Source organism: Ferruginibacter albus (assembly GCF_020042285.1).
GTDB classification, from domain to species: domain Bacteria; phylum Bacteroidota; class Bacteroidia; order Chitinophagales; family Chitinophagaceae; genus Ferruginibacter; species Ferruginibacter albus.
The window spans coordinates 576822-600245 of sequence record NZ_CP083388.1; the positions used below are offsets into that span (position 1 = coordinate 576822).

Below are 23424 nucleotides of genomic sequence, written 5' to 3' on the forward strand. Positions count from 1 at the left end.
TTTCTCTCTTTTTTCGTTACTTTGTAGTAAAATTAAGTATTATGATTGCAGCAACGGAATTTAACATTACAAGGGTACAGCAAAGTAAATTGAAAGATTTTGACATGGGAAATATTCCATTCGGAAAATATTTCACTGACCATATGCTGGAAGTGGATTATGAAAACGGAGAATGGAAAACTCCTGAGATCAAACCATATCAACCTTTATTGCTGGAACCATCGGTCGCTGCATTGCATTACGGACAGGCAATTTTTGAAGGCATTAAAGCATATAAAGATGCCGAAGGAAATGCTTTTATCTTCCGTCCGCAGGATAATTACAGAAGATTTAATATTTCTGCAGAACGCTTAATGATGCCTCCTGTTCCTGAAGAAATATTTATTGAAGGAATGCGTAAGTTAATCAGCATTGATAAAAGCTGGATACCTCAAAAAGCAGATCATTCTTTATATATACGTCCGTTCATGTTTTCTACAGATGCCGCCTTAGGCGTGCGCCCGTCAGAAACATATAAATTCCTGATCTTACTTTCTCCATCAGGTCCATATTACAGTGCGCCGATGCGTATTTATGTAGAAGAAACCTATACCCGTGCGGCTCCCGGCGGCGTTGGATTTTCTAAAAATGCAGGTAATTATGCAGCCAGCCTGTTACCGGCAGAATTAGCTAAAAAGAAAGGTTACGATCAGGTGTTGTGGACAGATGCGAATGAGCATAAATATGTACAGGAAGTAGGAACCATGAATGTAATGTTCATTATCGGGAATAAGGCAGTTACGCCCGGATTAGATGAAGGAACTATTTTAGCCGGTGTTACCCGGGATACAGTAATTACGTTATTAAAAGAATCAGGAATTGAAGTAGAAGAACGCTTATTAAGTATCGATGAATTGATAGAAGCATACAAAGCCGGAAACCTGAAAGAAGCTTTTGGTACAGGAACGGCTGCCACCATTTCTCCCATAAAAGAATTAAAATACAAAGATTTTGTAATGCAATTCGATATTGATAAATGGACAGTTTCTCCTGCTTTAAAGCGTAAACTCGATGCTATCCGCAACAGTAAAGAGCCTGACACACATAGTTGGATGGTAAAAGTATAATGATCGTTTTTAAGTAAAAAATTGATAATAAAAAGCCGTCTTTTAAGGCGGTTTTTTTATTTTCTCCCCAATTTGAAAAATTATTCTTTAGTAATTATCCATTTTTCAATTATTTTCCTACCTTTGCCGTCCTAAAAATAAAAGGTAAGAATGCCTACAATACAACAGTTAGTAAGAAAAGGAAGAGAAATTATCAAGGCTAAGAGCAAATCAAGAGCTTTGGATCAATGTCCTCAACGTCGTGGTGTATGTACAAGAGTTTACACTACTACGCCTAAAAAGCCAAACTCAGCTTTGCGTAAAGTTGCCAAAGTACGTTTGACTAATAAAGTAGAAGTTATTGCTTATATCCCTGGAGAAGGGCATAATTTGCAGGAACACTCTATCGTACTAATTCGTGGTGGAAGGGTAAAAGACTTACCGGGTGTACGTTACCATATTGTACGTGGTAGCTTGGATACTGCAGGTGTAAAAGACCGTAAGAAGAGCCGCAGTAAATACGGTACTAAAAAAGAAAAAGCTAAAAAATAACTCTAACCCTTAACAGGGCTGATAAAAAATAAACAACAATGCGTAAAGCACAAGCCAAGAAATTACCATTAGCACCAGATCCAAAATTCAATGATAAATTGGTTACACGTTTTGTAAACAATTTAATGTGGGAAGGAAAGAAAAGTGGTGCATACACTATCTTTTATGATTCTTTAGACAGAGTGGCTAAAATAACCAACGAAAATGGTTATGAAATCTGGAAAAAAGCATTGGCTAACATTACTCCAAGTGTAGAAGTTCGCAGCCGCCGTATCGGTGGTGCTACTTTTCAGATCCCTTCTGAAGTACGTGCGGACAGAAAAATATCTTTAAGTATTAAATGGCTGGTACGTTACAGCCGTGAAAGAAACGGTCGCAGCATGTCAGAAAAATTAGCGAATGAGATTGTAGCGGCAAGTAAAGGTGAAGGAGCTGCTTTCAAAAAGAAAGAAGATACTCACCGTATGGCAGAAGCAAACAAAGCATTTGCTCACTTTAGAGTTTAGAACGATTACTGATTTTTTATATAAAAGCCACTTACTTAAGTGGCTTTATTTTTTATAGTAGAGGTACTAAATTTTAGTATGATTTTGTGTATTTAAAGCAGCAATACATTAAATATCGTAATCTTGCAAAGTTTTTAAATTTTAACTCTTATTATAAAAGCCTAGGGGTTTATCCTCCATGAAAAAAGCAATAATTATTGGCGCAGGTCCGGCAGGTTTAACAGCAGCTTTTGAATTGCTGAAAAGAACTGATATACAACCCACTGTTTTAGAAAAATCGGGCGATATAGGAGGTATCAGTAAAACCGTTAATTACAAAGGAAACCGGATCGATATTGGCGGACACCGATTTTTTAGTAAGAGTGATAGGGTAATGAACTGGTGGCTCGATATCATGCCTCTGGAAGAATCTGCAAAAAAAGAATTTACCATCAATTACCGGAACAGGTCCACGCAAATTCTTCCTAACGAACAGAATGTAGCTAATAAAGATGCCAATAAGATAATGTTGGTACGTTCAAGACTTTCTCGTATTTATTTTTTGCGCCAGTTTTTTAATTATCCTTTAAAGCTTTCTTTGGAAACGTTACGAAAGTTAGGCTATAGTCGCTCTTTAAAAATCCTGGCATCTTATATTAAGATTCGCCTGCGACCTATAAAACCAGAAAAGAACCTGGAGGATTTTTTCATTAATAAATTCGGTGATACACTTTACAGAACCTTTTTTAAAGATTATACAGAAAAAGTTTGGGGCATCGCTTGTAACGAGATATCGGCTGATTGGGGCGCACAGCGCATAAAAGGTGTAAGCATTAGCAAGGCTATCTCGCATGCTGTAAAGCAATCCTTAGGAAAAAAAGAAAATGACATACATCAGAAGGATGCAGAAACCAGTTTGATCGAAAAATTCCTTTATCCCAAATATGGTCCCGGTCAATTGTGGGAAGAAGTAGCTGCACAAGTTAATAGTGGTGGAGGGCAGGTGCTGATGCATAAAAATGTTTCTAAGATTAATGTCAGCAATAATAAAATTGTTTCTGTTGAAATAACAGATGCTGTAACCGGTGAAGCACAACTATTGGAAGGGGATTATTTCTTCTCTTCCATGCCCGTGAAGGAGCTGGTAGCAAAACTGAATACCTCAATTCCTAATGATGTAAAAGAAGTGGCAGAAGGATTAATGTATCGTGATTTTATAACTGTAGGAGTTTTATTAAGCAAGTTCAGTTTAAATAAAAGCGCTGCTACAACAAGTAATACAGAGTTAAAAGATAACTGGATCTATATACAGGAATCGGATGTAAAAGTAGGCCGCTTACAAATATTCAATAACTGGAGCCCTTTTATGGTAAACAATAAAGATCATATTTGGGTAGGCATGGAATATTTTTGTAAAGAAGGAGATGAGCTTTGGACGATGCCCGATGAGGCGTTAAAAAAATTAGGGATGAGCGAGTTGGAGAAGATCGGGTTAATAAAACAGACAGATGTATTGGATACTACTATTGTGCGTATGGAAAAAGCATATCCTGCTTATTTTGGAACCTACGATCGGTTTGATACTGTGAAAGATTATTTAAATCAATTTGATAACCTTTTCCTGATAGGACGCAACGGAATGCATAAATACAATAACTCCGATCATAGCATGTTAACTGCAATGACGGCAGTTGACAATATTTGCAATGATCAGGTAAGTAAAGAAAATATCTGGGAAGTAAATACCGAACAAGAGTATCATGAAACAAAAGAAAAATAATACTCCTCCTTCAGTAAACACTGATAAAGCAACCACCAAAAAACAAACAAAAGCTGTGGTTGAAGCAAACCGGTTTTCTAAATTTATACGCACGCAGGAAAACCGCAAATTCTTTTGGAGTGCTGTTGGCATCAGCATTTTATATTTTATCGTTCTTCGCCTTTTGTATCCCGTTCCTTTATATTATCCCGATTCAAATACCTACATACAAGTAGCAAGAGATAACCAGGATATAAGCTTTCGTCCTGTGCAATACAGCCAGGTGATCCGTTTTTTTAAGGAGTTCTCAAATTCAGATTTTGCATTAATAGCCGGGCAATATTTCAGCAGCGTATTCGCCAATCTTTTTTTATTTTTTACCTGTACTTATTTTTTCAATTTCAGAAAAGCAAATAAGTATGCACTTTTTATCTTGCTCCTGGTAAATCCGCTGTATTTATTATGCAGTAATTTTATCTTATCCGATTCTCTTTTCAGCAGCTTATCTGTTGTATGGTTCACCTTATTAATTTGGATATTAAAGCGCCCGACCTGGTATTATACTGCTATACAATTGCTGCTCTTATTGGTGTTATTTAAATTAAGATATAACGCCATCATCTTTCCTTTTTTTACATTGATAGCAGTTTTATTAACCAAACAACAAATATGGCAAAAAGCGGTTACCGTGTTTGCCAATTTTGCTATAATCGGTGTATTGATCTTTGGTTTAATGAACACTACCGAGGAGGTTACCGGCACCCGCACCTTTTCTGCCTTTGGCGGATGGCAAATTGCGAATAATGCGATGTTTCTTTTACATAGTGATAGAAATATAGATACCACCCATATTGATGATGCGGATGTAAAAGATGTATATCGTTTTGTTAAGCATAACATGGATACTTCAAAAGCGGAATATGATACAGCAAATCTTACCGGTGTTTACATGTGGGATAAAGGAAGCCCTTTAAAAAAGTATGTAAATGTGTATGCGCAAAAGAATTTCAGCACCGGCTATTTTGAAGCATGGACAGCGCTGGGACCTATTTACAGCAAATTTGGGCAGGCAGTTATTTTTCAAAAACCCGGAGCGTACTTTAACCGTTTTATAAAGCCAAACAGTGCCGACTATTTTTTACCCTCTTTTGAAGCATATGAAGAATATTCCGCAAAGCCGGATACAGTTCAAAGGATTGTACAGGAGTATTATGGTTACAGCACTAACAGATCAGGGCGTAATCACCCTTGGGTATATACTTATTTGATCTATCCCTGGAAGTACATTTTCATGATATTGAATATTGCATTCCTGGCAATAGTAATAGTGTATTTGATCAGTAAAAAATTCAAAACCCAACCGGCACTTTTTAATAAAGCATTGATCTGTTATGGCTTCTTTTTTGTCGGGAATTTCTTTTTTGTGGTATTGTTAGCGCCTACTACCTTCCGCTATCATATTTTTATTATCACCTTAACGTTGCCCTTCCTGCTTTGGATATTTCAACAATTGATCAAGCCTGTTAAAACCCTCGAATAAGGAGTGTTAAATTTTGTTGTCTTATATTGCAAATATCAAATAAATGATATATCTTGTACATAGCTAAGATATACATGAATCTTAATTTATTTCAGAGCTACAAATAGGAAAACCAAAAGGAGGGAATTTGTTTCCCTCTTTTTGCATTAAAGGGTTTGTGAGTTATTTGACAGAACTTAAATAATCACCATTTATATAAAAATCATTCAAAGTTACTTTTGGAAAGGAGGTAAAGCTTGTCCATTCGTCTTTGATCAGTGTGCATTTATCTCTCTTAATTACATGCATTCTTTTAGTGCTGAAGTTTACATCAACAAAATTTCGCCCATAATTGCCGATAGTATTGCTTTCGCAGGCATCCAAAACCCAAAATGAATCTCCGCATGTGCCGATCAGCTCCCAATTATTGTGCTGGTAGCGAAAAACGTAGCTATCTGTCCACTTCCAGGCGCTGCCGCCAAAATGATTTATTTTTAAAACATTCTTTTTAAAGCTGATGCCATCATAAGGGTCACCATGAACGCCGCCGTCTCCTTTACTTAAAATAGCGCTGAAACATTTTGCATTAATGATATATCCTTTACCGGTGTTTTTTAAAATATAAATTGCCCTGGAAGAATCAAATTCATAATTTTTATCACCAGCATACTCCAATACCAAAGCCACGTCTTTTAGCTTGTCTCCATTAAAATCGGATTGGGCGGAGTCGATCACTATATATCCTTCCGGGAGCAAATTTTTGAATTTTCGGGTCAGTTTTACCTGTGCCGAACTATCCACTTGTGAAAAAGTAACAGTTGTTAGCAGAAATGCAACCGGGAAAAGGATAAAACGCTTCATTTTGCGGGATTTAAAAATGTTTAATAAAAGTAATAGGATAGCCGTGAATTACATAAATATTTGAGTTTGCAAATACAAAAATTCGAGTTAAATTTGCGCCGTCAAAAAGTACAACAGTAATTGATCTTGGATTGTATTTATTTGACATTATATGAGAGCATAAACTACATATCACCAACTCCAGTTCTACGGAGTGCATCCCCGGCAGGATCGGGATGAATAAAGAATCAACAGTACAAGAGAGTGACACAAGGATGATGAGTAAAGAACAACAGCTCGTTACCAAATTAAAAATTCACAATTAAAAATTAATAATTAAAATATGGCTGACTTAAAATTTCAACGAAACTTTGGAATTGCCGCTCACATCGATGCCGGTAAAACCACTACTACCGAGCGTATTCTACGCTATACCGGTATGATCCACAAAATTGGTGAAGTACATGATGGTGCTGCTACTACCGACTGGATGGAGCAGGAAAAAGAAAGAGGTATCACCATTACTTCGGCTGCGGTTAGTTGCCAATGGAATTTCCCTACTAATAAAGGTGTAAAAACTCCGGATACAAAGAATTACTATTTCAACATTATAGATACTCCGGGTCACGTGGACTTTACCGTAGAGGTTGAACGTTCAATGCGTGTTTTGGATGGTTTGATTGCACTTTTCTCTGCAGTGGACGGGGTAGAACCTCAGTCTGAAACCGTTTGGCGCCAGGCTAACCGTTATGGCGTACCACGTATCGGTTTCGTAAATAAAATGGACCGTGCAGGTGCTGACTTCCTAATGGTGGTTAAGCAGGTAAAAGAAATGCTAGGTTCTAAAGCAGTTCCTTTACAATTACCAATAGGTGCTGAAGATGATTTTAAAGGTGTGGTTGATCTGATCAAAATGAAAGGAATCATCTGGCACATGGAAACAGAAGGTATGACCTTTGATGAAATTCCTGTACCGGCTGATATGGTGGAAGAAGCAAACGAATGGCGTGCACACTTAGTGGAAGCTGTTGCTGAATACGATGATAAGTTAATGGAAAAATTCTTTGAAGATCCTAATTCTATCACCGAAGATGAAATGCACGAAGCTATCCGCAAAGCAACCATCGATTTAAGCATTGTACCAATGATGTGTGGTTCGTCTTTCAAAAACAAAGGTGTACAAACTGCGTTGGATGGTGTTTGTCGTTATTTGCCTTCTCCTTTGGATATTGAAGCAACAAAAGGTACTGATCCTGATACAGGCGAAGAATTGATTCGCAAACCGGATCCAAAAGAACCATTTGCTGCGTTGGCATTTAAGATCATGACCGATCCGTTTGTGGGTCGCCTGGCGTTCTTCCGTTGCTACTCCGGTCGTTTAGATGCAGGTAGCTATGTGTTGAATGTGCGTTCAGGTAAAAAAGAACGTATCAGCCGTATCATGAAGATGTTTGCAAACAAGCAAAACCCGATCGATTTTATCGAAGCTGGTGATATTGCAGCAGCAGTTGGTTTCAAGGAAATTAAAACCGGTGATACATTGTGTGATGAAGATCATCCGATCACGTTGGAAAATATGTTTATTCCTGAACCGGTTATCGCAATCGCTATCGAGCCTAAAACTCAGGCAGACGTTGATAAAATGGGTATGGCTATTGCCAAGCTGATTGAAGAAGATCCAACCTTGCGTGTAAATACAGATGAAGATACAGGACAAACCATCCTTCGTGGTATGGGTGAGTTGCATTTGGAAATCATCATCGACCGTATGCGTCGTGAGTTTAAAGTAGAAGTAAACCAGGGTGCGCCGCAGGTGGCTTATAAAGAAGCATTCAATACAACTGTTGAACATCGTGAAACGTTGAAAAAACAAACCGGTGGTCGTGGTAAGTTTGCGGATATCGTATTTGCATTCGGACCTGCAGATGAAGAATGGTTAAAAGAAAATGAAGGCAAGAGCTTCCAGTTTGTGAACGATTTGTTCGGAGGATCCATTCCAAAAGAATTTGTTCCGGCTATTACAAAAGGTTTCGAAACATCAATGAACACGGGCGTGTTGGCAGGCTATCCTGTAAACAACATGAAAGTGCGTGTATTTGATGGTAGCTACCATGATGTGGATTCTGATGCGATGAGCTTTGAATTGTGTGCGAAAGGAGGCTTTAGACAAGCAGGCAAAAAAGCAAAACCAATTTTGTTAGAGCCTATCATGAAAGTGGAAGTATTAACGCCTGATCAATACATGGGTGATGTAACAGGTGACTTGAACCGTCGCCGTGGAATTTTGGAAGGTATGGACAGCCGTAATAATCTACAGGTTATTAAAGCAAAAGTTCCTTTGAGTGAAATGTTCGGTTACGTTACACAGTTGCGTTCATTATCCAGCGGACGTGCGAGTTCTACTATGGAGTTCAGCCACTATGCACCTGCACCAAACAATATTGCAGAAGCAGTAATTGCTAAAGCAAAAGGTAAAGTACAGGTAGAAGAGGATTAATAAATGTTATCCTGAGCTTGGCGAAGGACTAAAATAGTAAATCCCCACTCAAGAGTGGGGATTTTTTTATGTAATTAGCTTTAGCAGTACTATTGGACATTATTATGTCACTCACTTGTACGGCATACTATTTATTAACTAATATTTTTTGAGTAGTAGTAGTTTGAGTTGTAACATTAAATAATTTTAAAACATACATTCCCTTTTCTAACGAAGAAACGTTGTACTTAAATTCATTTACTCCGGTAACAAGTTTTTTAGTATCACTTATAACAAGTTTACCGAAAGCATTATATAAAGAAACTTGTAAAGTAGCTGCTGTTTCTGACTCAACAGAAATGGTAAATGTGTTTTGTGCAGGAATTGGATAAACATTTGCCGCAGGTCTGTTTGTAAGCAGATCTTGAGGAAGAATAGTATAACAGGAAGATCTATCAAAACATCCATTTTGTTGTAATTGTACCGCATAATTTCCCGCAGTAAGTGCTATATAAGATTGATTAATTGCAGAGGAAATGGGGTTGCCCGTGTTACAGTCAATCCATTGATATGTCCCTATACCGGCATTTGCTTGCAACATTGTTTTTATTTTCGTAACAGATGTATCAGGAGCTTGCATCACAAAAACCCTCGTTGTTATGCTATCATAGCAATGTACATTGGGAATTACGCTTATATGCGTTTGGTTGCTTTGAATATTATATGCAGTTGAACCATCCGGAAACGTGAGATCTATTCCTGCACATACTGCTGTGTCTTGAGAAATATGGAGACTTGCTGCAACTTTAAGATTGGTAATAATTATGCTGTCGCAACCACTAAAAGATTTTGCAATGCTTTTATGACTTGTATCAAACTGAATATTATACAATGTAAAATTATCGGGGAAGGTATAATCGTTACCTGCACAAATTGTAAAGTACTCAGCCTGATAAACAGGAGGAGATGAAGCAATTAAATCAATAATTGTAGTGCTATCACATCCTCCAATGCTGGTTCTATAGCTGATATGACGATATGAAGAAGTGATGTTTTGTACTGTAGAATCGCCGGGTATAGCATAAGAATTTCCGTAACATACTTGTATTTGTTGATATTGTGAATAAACAGGATTCATTTTTACTATTACTGAAGTAGTATCAAAACAATATTTTGAAGAAGCGGATGTTAGTTTAAAATAATTAAGTCCTGTGCATGACCCTGTATAAACTGACTGAACTTGTGTAAGAGAATCAAAGGAATAAGGATAAGAATAGCAGGATGATTGTACTGTACATTTATCAAAAAGATTACCGGATAGCGATACGGTAATAAATGAGCCGCTGCAAACAGCAGAATCCGAAAGTTTTAATCGTAAGTCAGAAGGTATGCCCTTATAATAAAAGAAATTTTTGGAAATTGAATTGCCTTCTTTATCTGTAATAGTTAATGTAGTAGTAAGTGTATCTGAATTCATGAATAGCTTAGAGGAAAGTGCATTGGCATTTTCAAAATTTATGGCCGGCTGCCAATGATAAGTTAACCCGCCGGCACCATAATATTTAAGAATTTGTAAGCTATCAAAAGTTATTAAAACAGAATTATCACAAATTTTGATACTATCAACAATGTTATTAAATGTAAGTGGCATATAACCTAGTCTCTGATATTTACTAATAAATACATCATAATTTCCTTTGTTATATAAAGTGTATTGGGGCAAATTAGGTAACCCATTATTAGAAGTTACAATAGAATCTCCGGTAAAACTATCGCCAAAATAAATCGACTTGCCTGACATGCATTTAGTATACAGATTGTTTGCAATATTTGCTATTGGAGTAACAATTACTCTAGGGATTAAGCTATCAACACGGTTAAAGGCAGCATCTAAAACATTAATGTAACCGTTATAACCATTTAATAGTATCAGGTTATTATCTGTTGCGGGCTCCAATGTGTTTAAGGGGCTGAAGGGACTAATTCTATCATAGTTAAAAGCACTTTGATCAGGATATCCTGAACTAATAGAATTTATTCGTTTGCCATATTGGAACTGGCTTAATGTAACAGAATAGGATTCAAAAGAAAGATAATAACTAGCATCAATAAAACCCAAGCCATTGTTATTGATCTCAAATCTTCCAATACTAACGTCTCCAAATTTTCCTCCGCCTGATAAAAAATTAGCAGCATATTTTGTATTACCTGTAACAGATATGCCAGCTATAAAAGCGGATTGATTGGATTGCGGATAATAATAGGAGCTGTCGAGAACTACAGGACCTGAATGTTTAAATAATGCTACAATAGCAGTATCGTTAGCATCGTATTCTATGTTAACGTTTACAGGTTGTGCATATAATGGTTTTGCCCATTCTTCTTTACCATTCATATCATATTTTAGTACAGCGCCTCCTGAAGTAAACGTTGGAATGGCTAATGGATCAGAATAATAATAAGAGTTTCCGATATAAATTACAGGAGCACCATTAGGAGGAGTATTAGGAATTGCTGTGCTAATAAAAGTATTTCCAAACGTAAAAGCATTGGAGTAACTGCATCCCAAATAAATATTTCCCGAATAATCGATATCAATATCTGAATAAATTAAACTATCTCGTAATTTTCTAACATTAACTATATTCCCATTTTCATCTATTTCCGTATAAAGATTTTGTGGGGAAATTAAAGTGCTGGTTCCAATGGTTAATAAATTACTTTGGGATGAACATAACAAAGCAATTGTACTGCTATTGTTAACCTCTAATTGCCTTACATCATCATTGCCTGTACCACCAAAACTTTTAACCCAAATGGTATTGCCGCTTGTGTCCATCTTGGCAATAAAAATATCAGTACCTCCATTATTTGTTAAAGTAGTTCCATCCCAATTAATTGTTGGTGAAGTAAAATTTCCGGTTATGTACAGGTAGCCATTTTTAATTTTTATGTCTACTGTACTGTCATTCCCTGAGCCGCCGTACGATTTTGCCCATTCCCAATGCTGATAATTGCTCTGAGCAAATGATTGAATAGCTATTACACTTATTAAGATCAGCAGGGTTAAGGTTGCAAGCTTCTGTTTACACATTTAAGGGAATTTAGATATACTACTAAGGTATACAAAAATAACAATTCAGTTATTTGGTAGCGGTTAAAACGAATCTTGATTAATTTTAATCGCTCCCCATCAACTTCGTTTTGTATTTCTTCCACTGCGGTTTAAGCACTGTTGTATTTATTTTGTGTTTTATGTTCTGAGCTTTGTAAACCCTCTACATTTTTTGAAAGTTAGCATAGTGAGGTTTGCACATCCTCTATATTTTTTTGTATTTGGTAAAGGGAGGTTTGCACAACATTTATACTTTTATCTATTTAGTAAAACGAGGTTTATGCTGTATTAATAATGTTCCAAAATGAGCAACATTTTTTTAATAATTATCAACCTTATTCTGTAACCGGGAGGGTGGAGGTTATTCAAGCGTATTTTACTTTTGTATAAAACCAAAAGATTATGCTGTACCTCAATATTCAACGTGTAGCAGCCCTTCGTAACATAACCAATCTTCGTGGTTATCTTATTCAAAATGGCTTTAGTTCAAACATCGCCCATCGGATTGCCCATAATGCAGACAGCAATATAAAATTCCATTACCTGGAAAAATTATGTATCCTTTTTCATTGTACACCCAACGATTTGCTCCAATGGAAACCCGATGCATCTGCTAACATCCTGGAAAATGAACCATTAAAAAATCTTGATCATCCTTCTTTAGGCTATTTAAAAAACATAACGATCGAAGAGCTTACGACTATGCATCAAAAACTAAGCAATAAGGAAGGTTGATAGTGCTTCTGATGGTCACTTTATGAAACATCTTTCGCATAAAGCCCTACTATTGTCGTATTTAAACTACGATTCATCGTTTTTATTATCGAAATTTATATCATAATAAAACATACATACGATGCGAAAAATAACTGTCCTTTCAATGATCACATTAGACGGTGTTATGCAAGCACCCGGCGGACCAAAAGAAGATACATCAGGTGGATTTAAATATGGAGGCTGGACGGCACCTTATGGCGATAAAGAATTTGGTAAGGTGGTACAAAAAGAATTGAAGCCACCATCTGATTATCTTTTAGGTAGAAAGACATTTAAGATATGGGCTGCCTACTGGCCCAAGCATGCAGACTTTTGGCCCGGTATTAATAAGGGTACCAAATATGTGTTCTCTAAAAGACTGAAAAAATCTGATCCCCTGATAACGGGATGGAAAAACTCAGTACTAATAAAAAATGTAGATGATATAAAAAAACTTAAAAGATCAAAGGGAGCCGATATACAGGTTTGGGGCAGCAGCGAACTTATTCAACTATTACTTAAGCATGACCTGGCAGATGAATTAAGGCTCAAAATTTATCCTGTGACCTTGGGCAAAGGAAAAAAGCTTTTCGATAGTGGAATAATGCCTGCAGCATTTAAATTGGTTGATACTGTAGTTACATCAACAGGGGTTATCATTGCTCATTACAAGCGGGCAGGAAAAGTTAAAACAGCTAACATTGAAATTTAAGAACGATAAATGCTTTTGTTTAGGTTTTTCTTCTCAAATATTTCCTAAGATTCCTGTTCCTGTATCTCTTTACAATAAATTACCCTAAACATAATATTGACAAAGATTCCTGAGTATAAAAACCTCCTATCTTCATCAACTTCTTATAGCACAATTAGATCATGTTTTGATGAAAGGATTTTTATTTTCTATACTGGGAATAGTACTATGGCAAGGCGTTTATAGCCAAAATGAATTAAAGAACTGGTATTTCGGAACCGGAACAGACGGCATTACGTTCGTCAATAATGTGCCTCAGAAATTAACGAATAAAGTTTCCGGAGTTGGGTATGAAGGAATGGTAGTAGTAAACGATCCGCTTACGGGTGAAATGCTTTTTTATTCAGATGGCATACGGGTGGTCAACAAGCAGCAGCAGGTAATGACCAATGGCAGCGGTTTAACAGGTCATGTTTCCGGGGCACAATGTGTGCAAAGCTGCCCGGTACCCGGAACTTGTGCCAAACAGTTTTACCTGTTTACCAATTCAGCCTTCGATCTTACTCAGGGCAAAGTATCTTACTCTATTGTAGATTTTACCAATGATTCATTAGGCGTAGTTATTAATAAAAATACCTTGTTTTGGAATGGTCCTTCCGACCAGGGCATGTGTTTGGTAAACAAACCGAATACCAACGATTACTGGCTAATTGCCAACGATTTTGCCACCGCAAAGTTTAATGTATGGCCGCTAACGGCTACGGGTATTGGTACACCTATAGCATATACTTTTACCATTACAGGTTCCACCGCTGCATTGCAATACAGTAAAACAGCAAAAAAAATATGTGCTACCGGCTATGCAGCCAGGCTGGTAACTACTTTGGATTTTGATCCTGCTACCGGTGTATTAAGTAATGAAGTGCAATTAGCACCTTCGGGTTTTAGCGGCTCTGCTTATTCAAGGTTTTCGCCGGATGGAACAAAGCTGTATGTTGGATTGGGTAAAAATGGAGGGCCGGGTTCTTTATATCAATATGATTATACTACTTCTGTATGGACGGATATGAAAACCTGCTGCTATGCACATGATCTGAAAGTAGGGCCCGATGGGAAAATGTATTTCATCAATACCTATAACAGTCCGCAACCCATTAGCGTGATCGATTTTCCCAATTTAACTGCCGTAGGCAATGCATGTAATTATCATAACCTTACGTTTACTCCTGCTTTTAACGGCGAAGTAAGGCGGTTTCCTGAAACGGTTATATTGCCAACGCCTGTTATTGCTGTTACCGATACTGCAACAGTTGTAGGAAATACAGCCACCATTCAGCCCTTGACAAATGATATAAAATATGGCAACGATGTAATACTGCTGGATACGATATTGGTACAACCAAAATATGGTACTGCTACTATCAATGGTAATTCCATTAATTATACCAGTCATCAATGTGGCGTAATAGATACGTTGGTATATAGAATTAAGAACAATGATTGTGCTTCCGATACTTCACAGGTAGTTATAAAAACGCAGAGCTGTATTACAACAATAACTGTTGATACATCCATTTGCCGGGGGCAGAGTTACAGAGGATATAATACGACTGGCAGTTATACCGATGTGCTTAAAAATATTGCAGGAAGCGATAGCTTAAATATGATCATTCATCTTACAGTGAATGATAAACCATCAATTCAAAAAACTGCAGATACTACTATTTGTGCCGGTACTTCTGCAAAGATATTTGCAAGTGGCGGCAGCAGCTATCAATGGTCATCCACCCAAAGTATAGTAAATGCAAAAGCTGCTGCGCCAACAGTTACACCGCTTTCATCTCCGGCTGTATACTATGTAACTGTTACAGGTGCTAATACATGTGTCAATAATGATTCAGTTAAAGTATTCATTCGTCCTAAACCTTCTTTTTATGTTTCGCCCGATAAATTAGTTTGTACTACAGCTCCGGTACAATTACAAGCCGGTGGTGGCGATAATTATTTATGGAGTCCGAAAGCATTGGTTAGTGATGCTAACATACCGGAACCTTTTACTAATAGTGCTGATCCTGCAACAACCTACCGGGTAACGATAAGCGAATCGGTTTGTCACTATGATACAACACTAACTACAACGGTTACTCTATTACCTCCGCTTACTTTGCACATTACAAAATCGAATGACCTGGATTGCAATAATGGTTCGGCACAACTGCAAGCTTCGGGTGCGGAATTGTACAGCTGGTCGCCGACCAATGGATTAAATAATGCCGCTGTTGGAAATCCTGTTGCTTCTCCGTCTTCTACTCAAAAATATATTTTGACAGGAAGCACCCGCAATGGCTGTATTGGTTACGATAGCGTTATAGTCTATGCTGATTTTACCAATTCAAAGTCGGGCTATTATATGCCCAATGCTTTTTCGCCTAATAATGATGGAATAAATGATTGTTATGGGATTAAATATTGGGGAACGGTACAAAAGGTAGATTTCTCCATTTATGATCGCTGGGGTAACCTGGTGTTTTTTACAAATGACCCTGCAGATTGTTGGGATGGTACTTACAAAGGGCAGCCGCTCAATTCGGGTTCTTATAGTTATTATATTAAAGCCATTACCACTTGCGGAGTGGTAGATAGAAAAGGAAATATTATTTTGATAAGATAGATATTAAAAAGATCGCTGAGCTGTGAACATACATTAAATGAAGTAAGAGGCTATTAAAATAGCAGTCCCCGCACCAATTCCAATTACGCCTATCAACCTCATTGATTTTATATACTGATCTTTTTTTACTCTTCCTTGCGTTACAGGATTAGTAGAAGAAAAACGAAGATTTATACCCGGAAAGATAAGATACACGGCTCCCACAAACGCTACAATAAAACCTGCAGATTCCATATTTAAGTTAAGTTTCGTTTACTGCTTTTTTCTTGCTCGAATTTAGCGAACAAAGAACAATTCACATGATTTGACAGAATCCATTTAACCTAAAGTCATATTATTGGGCATAAATTTCATCCTGATAATATAAATTTTATAAAAAATTGCAATCGATTTCATTTTTTCAAAAAAAAGCATAATATTAGCACAAGCTATTGCTTGCAGACGATCTTATGGTTATAAGAAGAAGATAAAAAATAGCTTTCCCAAAGCTTTGCGTTTCTCCCTCGTTAAGCATTGTCATTCCATACCTTATTACGGAGATATTGGTTCACATAATAATTTGCCATTGTGCTTATCCCCTTTGAGCATGCTTATTCTGTGAGCATTTTCTGTTGCATAAACAGGAGAACAAAAATTTAAAAAGTATTCCCAATTCTTAATCACTATAATCAAAAAACAAACCATGAATCTATTAAAATCTCTTCTCCTAAGCTTTGTTGTGATAACGGGGCTTATCATTTCCGGCTGCAGTAAAGACAGTCCATCCGGCGGCACAACGCAAGCCGTTTACACGTTGGGCGGCGCTCCCGGAGCTTGTGCCGGCTTTACTTTAGGAGCCGGTAACTACATTGCAGGAACAGCGCTTGGTGGAACGAATACAGTTACTATTAGTGTTACTGTTACAACTGCAGGTACGTATTCTTTTACAACAGCTACGGTAAATGGCATTAAATTCAGTGCAAACGGAACATTCTCTTCAACCGGCGCACAAACGGTTACATTAGCGGGTAGCGGTACACCAACAGCATCCGGATCGTTCAGCTATTCATTAACAGGTGGTTCCAGCACTTGTACCTTTAGTGTTGATGTAACAAGTAGCGGTACCGGCGCAGCTGCATTTACACTGGGCGGTGGTCCGGGTAATTGCAGTGGTTTTACTTTGGGTGCAGGTACGTATGTAGCAGGAACTGCATTGAGCGGCAGCAATACTGCCAGTTTACAAGTGAATGTAACCACAGCGGGTACTTACTCTATTACTACGGGAAACGTAAATGGTATCTCATTCAGTAAGTCAGGAACATTTGCTTCAACAGGAACACAGACAGTAACCTTAGTAGGAACAGGTACACCGGCAGCTGCTGGTGCATTTAATTATACAGCAACGGCCGGTTCAAGCACTTGTACTTTTAGTGTTACAGCAACCAATGGCGCAGCTGCATTTACATTAGGAGGAAGCCCGGGAAGTTGCAGTGGCTTTACTTTAGGTTCGGGTACTTATGTGGTTGGCACAGCATTGAACGCAAACAATACAGCTGCTATGCAGGTTAATGTTACTGCTACCGGTAGCTATTCAATTAGTACGGCAACGGTGAATGGTATTTCATTCAGCAAGTCGGGGACGTTTGCTTCTACAGGAACGCAGACGGTTACTTTAGTAGGAACGGGTACACCGGCAGCTGCCGGGGCCTTTAATTATTCTGCAACAGCAGGTGCTAACAGCTGCACCTTTAGTGTTACGGCAACAGCTGCGGTTACTAACTCAGTTCAATTTAACGCCTGCGATAATGATGCTAACTGGGAAATATCAGGAGCAGATCCTCACGGTATACAAACAACCGGTCAAAAAGAAGGATCAGGCTGGCTGGAATCGGATCTTGTAAGTCCTCTTGATTATCTTCATTTCATCTACAGAAGCCCAACCCCTGTTAATGGAAATGTTACAGAAGCTACAGGACAATTAAAATTCTGGTTGTACGTATCGGATGTTACTCAATTAAGAATATCCAGCGTTGGTAAAGATCCGGGACAAATTGAATTGACCAGTTCCGGGCAATCGGATTTTTATGAGTACAACTGGAGTACTGATGACATATTCCCTACATTACACAATGGATGGAACGAAGTTAAACTTGACTTTAGTGCCGCTAACAAAACCCCTGATGGTGGTCCGGATCTAACCAAGTTTAATTTATTCCGTATTTATTTCTGGGTAAACTCAACTACTCATCCCACTTTGCAATTTGGTTTGGATGATTTAAGGATTCAGCAGAAATAGTAATTGGAATTTTAAAATACCAGGTGAAAGAATATAGCTATTCAAAACGCTATATTCTTTCACCTTTTTTATGCATAAGATCTTTATCAAACGAAAAAAACAACACAGCAAAAAGCAGTAGATATTCGCCGATTGTATGTTCCATTTTAATAAACTCAATGTTGACGATGTTCAAGGCAATACCAAGAAATAATACAAAATATTTCCAATTTATGCGTTGCCCAACAAAAGCTGTTATCAGCATAACGGGAAACAACCATTGAACTGTAGCATATTGATGCCTGTACACGGGAGAAAAAAGATCGGTTATCATCATCAATGTATAACCTAATAAAGCAGCCTGTAAAAGATCAATGCCATTTTTATGTTTAATAAACAAGACTAACAGCACCGCTATGCAAACCAAACAAAGCGCATTCATAACAGGCAGGCTTATCGTTTTTTTCAATATCGCTTTAAACACAACAAAGAAATTTCCATCTTCAGAATAAAGTGTACACTTGCCGGAAGATTGCAGCTTTTTTACTGCTGCCATATTAAATCCTTCTATTGTTGCATAACCGGGATCTTTATCTGTATTCACTTTTTCAACAGGGTATCCCTGGTAATTGGCGATCTGCATTTTTATATTCTTATAATAATCTGTCCATAAATTTCTTTCAGTGCTATTGATCACAGAATAGGAACACAACAATACAACCGGTAAAAAAAAGCATACTAAATAATTACGGGAAAAGCGGTTAAAGAAAAATGCAAGTGGTAAAAAAAAGAGTATTGCATTCGGGCGAATTAATATCAGCGTAATGCAGACAAATCCGGCACATACAGCATGAAGCAATTTTTGTTTTTTATTGATCAGCCAATAAAAAATGGCAGCAAGCATGGGAATAAATATATAAAGCTGCCCTAGCCGTATATGAGTTTTCCATGCTTCAGTAAATAAGAAGAGAATGGCAATGGATAATACCGCATACTGTTGAATAGTATTCTTTGCAAAAGAAAGTACGATCAATGTTGTAATAAGTAATGCAACATATTCCATGAACAGCCATAAGTAAGAAATGGTTCGCTGTTGCCAATTGGCAACCGGGTAAAGCAAGTGATGAAAAAAAGGGCTTGCAGTAATTCCGGAGAATTTATAATTATCCATTGTTGCAGGATCGTAATAACGCATGCCATCCGATATTTTCCACTTATAGAAATAAGGAGATACGCCATCTTCTTCTAACCGGGCGCCTACTATCCTGTTTCGCAGATCACTGGAGTAGCATTTTTCGAGATAAACATCCCGGTGAAAGCACCAGCCTGCTGCCAGCAGGTATATGCAAAAGAATAAGGCTTTGAATTTCAAATTTATTTATTAAAGATGCTAAGATAGCAAGGCTTACTGAAAGCTTATACCTTGTTTGAATTAACAAAGCAGTTGCAGGCATAACGTTTTAACAAACGATTGGCAAATGTTTTTTAAGTGTTAAGCAGGTTTGTTGGCATGTCTATTGTAATTAAACTACGGACATAGTTTCCAATCAAACCAAAAAATTAATAAACATGAAAAAGTATCTTTCAAAAATCATAGCAATGTTATTCATAGCAATAGCATTTTCATTTACGGCTTCTGCACAATTTGTTAGAGAACGACCAACTCACACCATAGTGGTTCGTACGGCTCCTCCTTCACCACGCCATGTATGGGTTGATGAAGATTGGGCATGGAGAGGAGGTAATTATGTTTATACGGGGGGGTATTGGGCAGAACCCAAACCGGGGCTTGTATGGGTTGCCGGTCATTGGAAGCACCGCAGACATGGATGGTATTGGGTTCCCGGACGTTGGAGATAAAATTAAGTTATGTTATGTATGAAGGCTTGCTTACCGCAAGCCTTTTTAATAATATTATAACGTTAAAGAAAGTATCTTGCTATGGATTCTATTTATAACCCATTAGTTTTTTTATGAAAAAATATTTTTTGATCGCAGCTGTATTGTTTGCTGCAAACTCATTTGCTCAAAAGAAAGATGTAGTGCCTATTGATAGGGAAAACTTTTTTCGTTTCGGCGTTAAAGGAGGTGTAAATATTAATAAGATAACGGGGCAATCCTATAGCGATGGATTTAACTTTAACTACCAGGCAGGCGTATTTTTTCAATTTAATTTCAGTCAGCGTTTTGGACTGCAACCCGAAATAAGCTTGGTGCAGTCTTCTACCACTTTTAATAATGATCCATCCGGACCTTACTATGATCTGTTCTTAGGCGGCTCACAGAAAAACGCCACTTTTAATTATTTAGAGATCCCTGTACTATTAAATATTAATGTTGGACAAAGCAAACATGTAAAACTACAAGTTGGTCCTTCTTACGGAGGATTATTGAGCAAAACAATTGATAATTTAAAGAATGGGAATACAGATAGTCTTAAGTATTCCAATGCAGACTGGAGTGCTATTGGCGGCTTATGGATCCAGCTGCCCTTAGTTAATTTTGGAGCAAGGTATAAATACGGACTAAATGATATTAATAATAGTGCTGTGAAAACAGAAGCCTGGCACAATCAATCTATACAGGTATTTGTAGGAGTTACTTTTTAAACATTTATCAATATTTAATTTTATTTAAAAGGATTGTACACCACAATCCTTTTTTAATTTTAATAAAACATCCGATATGATAACATCATTGCCATTGGAAAAATTCTTATTCATAGATATAGAAACTGTCTCTCAGTCAGAAAATTTTCAATTACTTACTGAAGAATGGAAAATGCTTTGGCAGGAAAAAGTGTTTCGTACATTACCCGATGGTGTTAGTGTATATGAATATTATCCTCAACGGGCAGGTATAATGGCAGAGTTTGCAAAAGTTATTTGCATCAGTATCGGGTATTTTAGAAAAGAAAATAACAATTACCAGCTTAGAATAAAATCAATTTATGGAGATGATGAAGGGCAACTGTTGCAATCGTTTATTCAAACAGTAAATCAATTAGAAGCTGCCAGCAATAAATGGAGCTTTACGGGGCATAATATTAAAGAGTTTGATATCCCTTTTTTATGCAGAAGATTATTGGTGAATAATTTGCCTATTCCTGCTTATCTCGATTTTCAGAATATGAAACCCTGGGAAACGAATTTGATAGACACATTCCAATATTGGCGCTTCGGCGACTACAAAAATTTTACATCTTTAAAACTACTGGCAGCAGCTTTGGGTGTTCCTTCTCCCAAAGACGATATTGACGGAAGCATGGTAGGAGAGGTATATTGGAAAGAAAAAGACCTGCAACGGATTGTAATATATTGCCAGAAAGATGTGGTAACGGTAGCCAATATCGTATTGAGGTTTAAAAACCAGCCTGTTTTGAAGGAAGAACAGATCATTTTTGTTAAATAAACCCGCCCTGGTATTATTTTCTGCTTTTTTCGACAAAAAACTTTCTTTTTCCCTTTGCTATTTCAAATCAACCCCGTACCTTCGCACTCCATTTTAAAAATAGGAATTTTAAAGTTCTTTACATATGTCACAAAGAATCAGAATAAAACTACAGTCTTACGACCACAACTTAGTTGATAAATCAGCAGAAAAAATCGTAAAAACTGTACGCAGCACCGGCGCAGTAGTAACAGGTCCTATTCCTTTACCTACGCATAAGAAGATCTTTACGGTATTGCGTTCTCCTCACGTAAATAAAAAAGCTCGTGAGCAGTTTCAATTGTGCACACATAAACGTTTATTAGACATTTACACCAGCAGCAGCCGTACAGTGGATGCATTAAGCAAACTGGATTTGCCAAGTGGTGTGGATGTTGAAATTAAAGCCTAATGAACCGTTTTTGCCAGGTTTAGCATGTTTGCTGAGCTTGTCGAAGCAGGCAGAAGGTAAGTTCTTGAAAGAAAAAATTTGAACACCTATCTCCGTTTTTCACGGAGCGCTGGGTATAAAACAGATACAATGAAAAGTATTATTGGTAAGAAAATTGGCATGACCAGTGTCTTTGATGCCAGCGGTAAGCAAACTGCTGTAACCATCATCGAGGCAGGCCCGTGCGTTGTTACACAAAAGAAAACGGTTGAAACCGATGGGTACAATGCTCTTCAGATAGCATTTGGCGATAAAAAAGAAAAACACTCCAACAAAGCCGCCATCAACCACTTTGCCAAAGCGCAAACTTCTCCTAAAAAAGTAATCAAAGAAATCCGCGATAGCGAAATAGATAAAAACATTGGTGAAACCATTACTGTTGACATTTTTGCCGAAGGCGATAAAGTTGAAGTAGTAGGTACTACCAAAGGTAAAGGCTTCCAGGGCGTTGTTAAACGTCATGGCTTTAGCGGTGTGGGTGAAGCATCTCATGGTCAGCACGATCGTCAAAGAGCACCGGGTTCTATCGGTAACTCTTCTGATGCGTCAAGAGTATTCAAAGGAATGCGCATGGCAGGCAGAATGGGGCAGGACAGAGTGAAATTAAAAGGTTTGAAAGTGGTAAAAATCTTCCCTGAGAAGAATTATATATTAATCAGTGGTTCGGTTCCGGGTCACAATGGTTCAATCGTTTTAATACAGAAATAATCATGCAAGTAGATATTTTAAATATACAAGGGCAAAAGACCGGAAGAACCATTGAGTTACCGGAAGAAATTTTTGGTGCAGAACCAAATAACCATGCTATTTATCTTGCTGTAAAGCAATACCGTGGCGCTCAACGTCAGGGTACGCATAAAGTAAAGACAAGAGCGGAAGTTCATGGAGCATCTAAAAAACTGCACAAGCAAAAAGGTACAGGTGGTGCTCGTAAAGGTAACTTACGTAACCCTTTGTACAAAGGTGGTGGTACTGTATTTGGTCCTAAACCTCATGGGTACGATATCAAGTTGAACCGCAAGGTGAAAGACTTGGCTAAAATTGGTGCGTTAAGCCACAAAGCAAAAGAAAATGCAATTGTGATTGTTGAAGATGTTACATTGAATGCACCCAAAACAAAAGAATTTGCAGGTATTTTAAAGAACTTGAATGTAGGTGGTAAAAAAGCATTGTTCGTAATACCTGAATACAACGATAATTTGTATTTAAGCTTAAGAAATATTCCCGGTGTTAGCGGAGGCTTATTGAGCGATGTAAATACATACGACATAGTAGATGCTAACGTGTTAGTGTTTACTGAAAGCGCAGCAAAAATTTTTACTGAAGAAGAAAAAGCATAAA

20 protein-coding genes are annotated in these 23424 nt (G+C 37.5%); 16 read left to right on the top strand and 4 right to left on the bottom strand.

What is annotated here, in order from left to right; all coding sequences use genetic code 11:
* Positions 1-41: 41 nt before the first annotated feature.
* The 5 genes from K9M53_RS02620 (at position 42) to K9M53_RS02640 (ending at position 5421) form a co-directional block, all read left to right on the top strand.
* Positions 42-1106 (top strand): branched-chain amino acid aminotransferase, encoded by a 1065-nt coding sequence (locus K9M53_RS02620; protein WP_224017726.1) that lies wholly within the window; start codon positions 42-44, stop codon positions 1104-1106.
* 150 nt (positions 1107-1256) lie between these two features.
* A complete protein-coding gene (gene rpsL, locus K9M53_RS02625; protein ID WP_224017727.1) occupies positions 1257-1637 on the top strand; it encodes a 30S ribosomal protein S12 in 381 nt (126 codons plus the stop codon).
* A 38-nt stretch (positions 1638-1675) separates the two neighbouring features.
* A complete protein-coding gene (gene rpsG / locus K9M53_RS02630; RefSeq protein WP_224017728.1) occupies positions 1676-2143 on the top strand; it encodes a 30S ribosomal protein S7 in 468 nt (155 codons plus the stop codon).
* A 178-nt stretch (positions 2144-2321) separates the two neighbouring features.
* The gene (locus K9M53_RS02635; protein WP_224017729.1) at positions 2322-3902 is read left to right on the top strand and encodes an NAD(P)/FAD-dependent oxidoreductase; all 1581 of its coding nucleotides are present in this window, start codon (positions 2322-2324) and stop codon (positions 3900-3902) included.
* A complete protein-coding gene (locus K9M53_RS02640; protein ID WP_224017730.1) occupies positions 3883-5421 on the top strand; it encodes a hypothetical protein in 1539 nt (512 codons plus the stop codon). Before K9M53_RS02635 ends, K9M53_RS02640 begins: the two co-directional genes overlap by 20 nt.
* A gap of 162 nt (positions 5422-5583) precedes the next feature.
* Here K9M53_RS02640 and K9M53_RS02645 read toward each other — a convergent pair whose 3' ends face one another.
* Positions 5584-6261 carry a hypothetical protein gene (locus tag K9M53_RS02645; protein ID WP_224017732.1) on the bottom strand — a complete coding sequence of 226 codons (678 nt, stop codon included), beginning with the start codon at positions 6259-6261 and terminating at the stop codon, positions 5584-5586.
* 322 nt (positions 6262-6583) lie between these two features.
* Between K9M53_RS02645 and fusA the strand changes: the two genes are divergently transcribed.
* The gene (gene fusA, locus K9M53_RS02650; RefSeq protein WP_224017734.1) at positions 6584-8737 is read left to right on the top strand and encodes an elongation factor G; all 2154 of its coding nucleotides are present in this window, start codon (positions 6584-6586) and stop codon (positions 8735-8737) included.
* A 127-nt stretch (positions 8738-8864) separates the two neighbouring features.
* On the opposite strand, the gene K9M53_RS02655 is transcribed toward fusA, so the two are convergent.
* Positions 8865-11810 (bottom strand): T9SS type A sorting domain-containing protein, encoded by a 2946-nt coding sequence (locus K9M53_RS02655; protein ID WP_224017736.1) that lies wholly within the window; start codon positions 11808-11810, stop codon positions 8865-8867.
* Positions 11811-12233: 423 nt separating this feature from the next.
* Between K9M53_RS02655 and K9M53_RS02660 the strand changes: the two genes are divergently transcribed.
* The 3 genes from K9M53_RS02660 to K9M53_RS02670 all read left to right on the top strand — a co-directional run bounded on the left by K9M53_RS02660 (position 12234) and on the right by K9M53_RS02670 (position 15949).
* Positions 12234-12566 (top strand): helix-turn-helix domain-containing protein, encoded by a 333-nt coding sequence (locus K9M53_RS02660; RefSeq protein WP_224017738.1) that lies wholly within the window; start codon positions 12234-12236, stop codon positions 12564-12566.
* 121 nt (positions 12567-12687) lie between these two features.
* A complete protein-coding gene (locus K9M53_RS02665; protein WP_224017740.1) occupies positions 12688-13299 on the top strand; it encodes a dihydrofolate reductase family protein in 612 nt (203 codons plus the stop codon).
* A gap of 169 nt (positions 13300-13468) precedes the next feature.
* Entirely contained in the window at positions 13469-15949 is a 2481-nt protein-coding gene (locus tag K9M53_RS02670) for a gliding motility-associated C-terminal domain-containing protein (protein ID WP_224017743.1), read from the top strand.
* Positions 15950-15982: 33 nt separating this feature from the next.
* Here K9M53_RS02670 and K9M53_RS02675 read toward each other — a convergent pair whose 3' ends face one another.
* Positions 15983-16183: a hypothetical protein gene (locus tag K9M53_RS02675; RefSeq protein ID WP_224017745.1), complete on the bottom strand. Its 201-nt coding sequence runs from the start codon at positions 16181-16183 to the stop codon at positions 15983-15985.
* Between the two features lie 448 nt (positions 16184-16631).
* On the opposite strand from K9M53_RS02675, the gene K9M53_RS02680 reads away from it, so the two are divergent.
* The gene (locus tag K9M53_RS02680; protein ID WP_224017747.1) at positions 16632-18224 is read left to right on the top strand and encodes a hypothetical protein; all 1593 of its coding nucleotides are present in this window, start codon (positions 16632-16634) and stop codon (positions 18222-18224) included.
* A gap of 49 nt (positions 18225-18273) precedes the next feature.
* Here the strand turns inward: K9M53_RS02680 and K9M53_RS02685 are convergent, their stop codons facing one another.
* Positions 18274-19575, bottom strand: coding sequence for a glycosyltransferase 87 family protein (locus tag K9M53_RS02685; RefSeq protein ID WP_224017749.1), 1302 nt, complete (start codon positions 19573-19575; stop codon positions 18274-18276).
* Between the two features lie 197 nt (positions 19576-19772).
* Here K9M53_RS02685 and K9M53_RS02690 point away from each other — a divergent pair, with 197 nt between their 5' ends.
* The 6 genes from K9M53_RS02690 (at position 19773) to rplD (ending at position 23423) form a co-directional block, all read left to right on the top strand.
* Positions 19773-20063, top strand: coding sequence for a hypothetical protein (locus tag K9M53_RS02690; protein ID WP_224017751.1), 291 nt, complete (start codon positions 19773-19775; stop codon positions 20061-20063).
* A 113-nt stretch (positions 20064-20176) separates the two neighbouring features.
* Positions 20177-20812 (top strand): porin family protein, encoded by a 636-nt coding sequence (locus tag K9M53_RS02695; RefSeq protein ID WP_224017753.1) that lies wholly within the window; start codon positions 20177-20179, stop codon positions 20810-20812.
* Between the two features lie 76 nt (positions 20813-20888).
* Positions 20889-21614: a ribonuclease H-like domain-containing protein gene (locus tag K9M53_RS02700; protein WP_224017755.1), complete on the top strand. Its 726-nt coding sequence runs from the start codon at positions 20889-20891 to the stop codon at positions 21612-21614.
* Positions 21615-21738: 124 nt separating this feature from the next.
* Positions 21739-22044: a 30S ribosomal protein S10 gene (gene rpsJ / locus K9M53_RS02705; protein ID WP_123122649.1), complete on the top strand. Its 306-nt coding sequence runs from the start codon at positions 21739-21741 to the stop codon at positions 22042-22044.
* 129 nt (positions 22045-22173) lie between these two features.
* Positions 22174-22791: a 50S ribosomal protein L3 gene (rplC, locus tag K9M53_RS02710; RefSeq protein WP_224017756.1), complete on the top strand. Its 618-nt coding sequence runs from the start codon at positions 22174-22176 to the stop codon at positions 22789-22791.
* Between the two features lie 2 nt (positions 22792-22793).
* A complete protein-coding gene (gene rplD / locus K9M53_RS02715) occupies positions 22794-23423 on the top strand; it encodes a 50S ribosomal protein L4 (protein WP_224017758.1) in 630 nt (209 codons plus the stop codon).
* The last annotated feature ends 1 nt before the right edge of the window (position 23424 follow it).

Bases quoted from the DNA above. Each gene is read 5' to 3' on its own strand.
- K9M53_RS02635 (WP_224017729.1), top strand. From the start codon at position 2,322: ATGAAAAAAGCAATAATTATTGGCGCAGGTCCGGCAGGTTTAACAGCA.
- K9M53_RS02700 (WP_224017755.1), top strand. From the start codon at position 20,889: ATGATAACATCATTGCCATTGGAAAAATTCTTATTCATAGATATAGAA.
- rpsL (WP_224017727.1), top strand. From the start codon at position 1,257: ATGCCTACAATACAACAGTTAGTAAGAAAAGGAAGAGAAATTATCAAG.
- K9M53_RS02665 (WP_224017740.1), top strand. From the start codon at position 12,688: ATGCGAAAAATAACTGTCCTTTCAATGATCACATTAGACGGTGTTATG.
- K9M53_RS02645 (WP_224017732.1), bottom strand. From the start codon at position 6,261: ATGAAGCGTTTTATCCTTTTCCCGGTTGCATTTCTGCTAACAACTGTT.
- rplC (WP_224017756.1), top strand. From the start codon at position 22,174: ATGAAAAGTATTATTGGTAAGAAAATTGGCATGACCAGTGTCTTTGAT.
- rpsG (WP_224017728.1), top strand. From the start codon at position 1,676: ATGCGTAAAGCACAAGCCAAGAAATTACCATTAGCACCAGATCCAAAA.
- K9M53_RS02640 (WP_224017730.1), top strand. From the start codon at position 3,883: ATGAAACAAAAGAAAAATAATACTCCTCCTTCAGTAAACACTGATAAA.
- K9M53_RS02680 (WP_224017747.1), top strand. From the start codon at position 16,632: ATGAATCTATTAAAATCTCTTCTCCTAAGCTTTGTTGTGATAACGGGG.
- K9M53_RS02695 (WP_224017753.1), top strand. From the start codon at position 20,177: ATGAAAAAATATTTTTTGATCGCAGCTGTATTGTTTGCTGCAAACTCA.
- K9M53_RS02660 (WP_224017738.1), top strand. From the start codon at position 12,234: ATGCTGTACCTCAATATTCAACGTGTAGCAGCCCTTCGTAACATAACC.
- K9M53_RS02690 (WP_224017751.1), top strand. From the start codon at position 19,773: ATGAAAAAGTATCTTTCAAAAATCATAGCAATGTTATTCATAGCAATA.
- K9M53_RS02670 (WP_224017743.1), top strand. From the start codon at position 13,469: ATGAAAGGATTTTTATTTTCTATACTGGGAATAGTACTATGGCAAGGC.
- K9M53_RS02675 (WP_224017745.1), bottom strand. From the start codon at position 16,183: ATGGAATCTGCAGGTTTTATTGTAGCGTTTGTGGGAGCCGTGTATCTT.
- rplD (WP_224017758.1), top strand. From the start codon at position 22,794: ATGCAAGTAGATATTTTAAATATACAAGGGCAAAAGACCGGAAGAACC.
- K9M53_RS02620 (WP_224017726.1), top strand. From the start codon at position 42: ATGATTGCAGCAACGGAATTTAACATTACAAGGGTACAGCAAAGTAAA.
- K9M53_RS02655 (WP_224017736.1), bottom strand. From the start codon at position 11,810: ATGTGTAAACAGAAGCTTGCAACCTTAACCCTGCTGATCTTAATAAGT.
- fusA (WP_224017734.1), top strand. From the start codon at position 6,584: ATGGCTGACTTAAAATTTCAACGAAACTTTGGAATTGCCGCTCACATC.
- rpsJ (WP_123122649.1), top strand. From the start codon at position 21,739: ATGTCACAAAGAATCAGAATAAAACTACAGTCTTACGACCACAACTTA.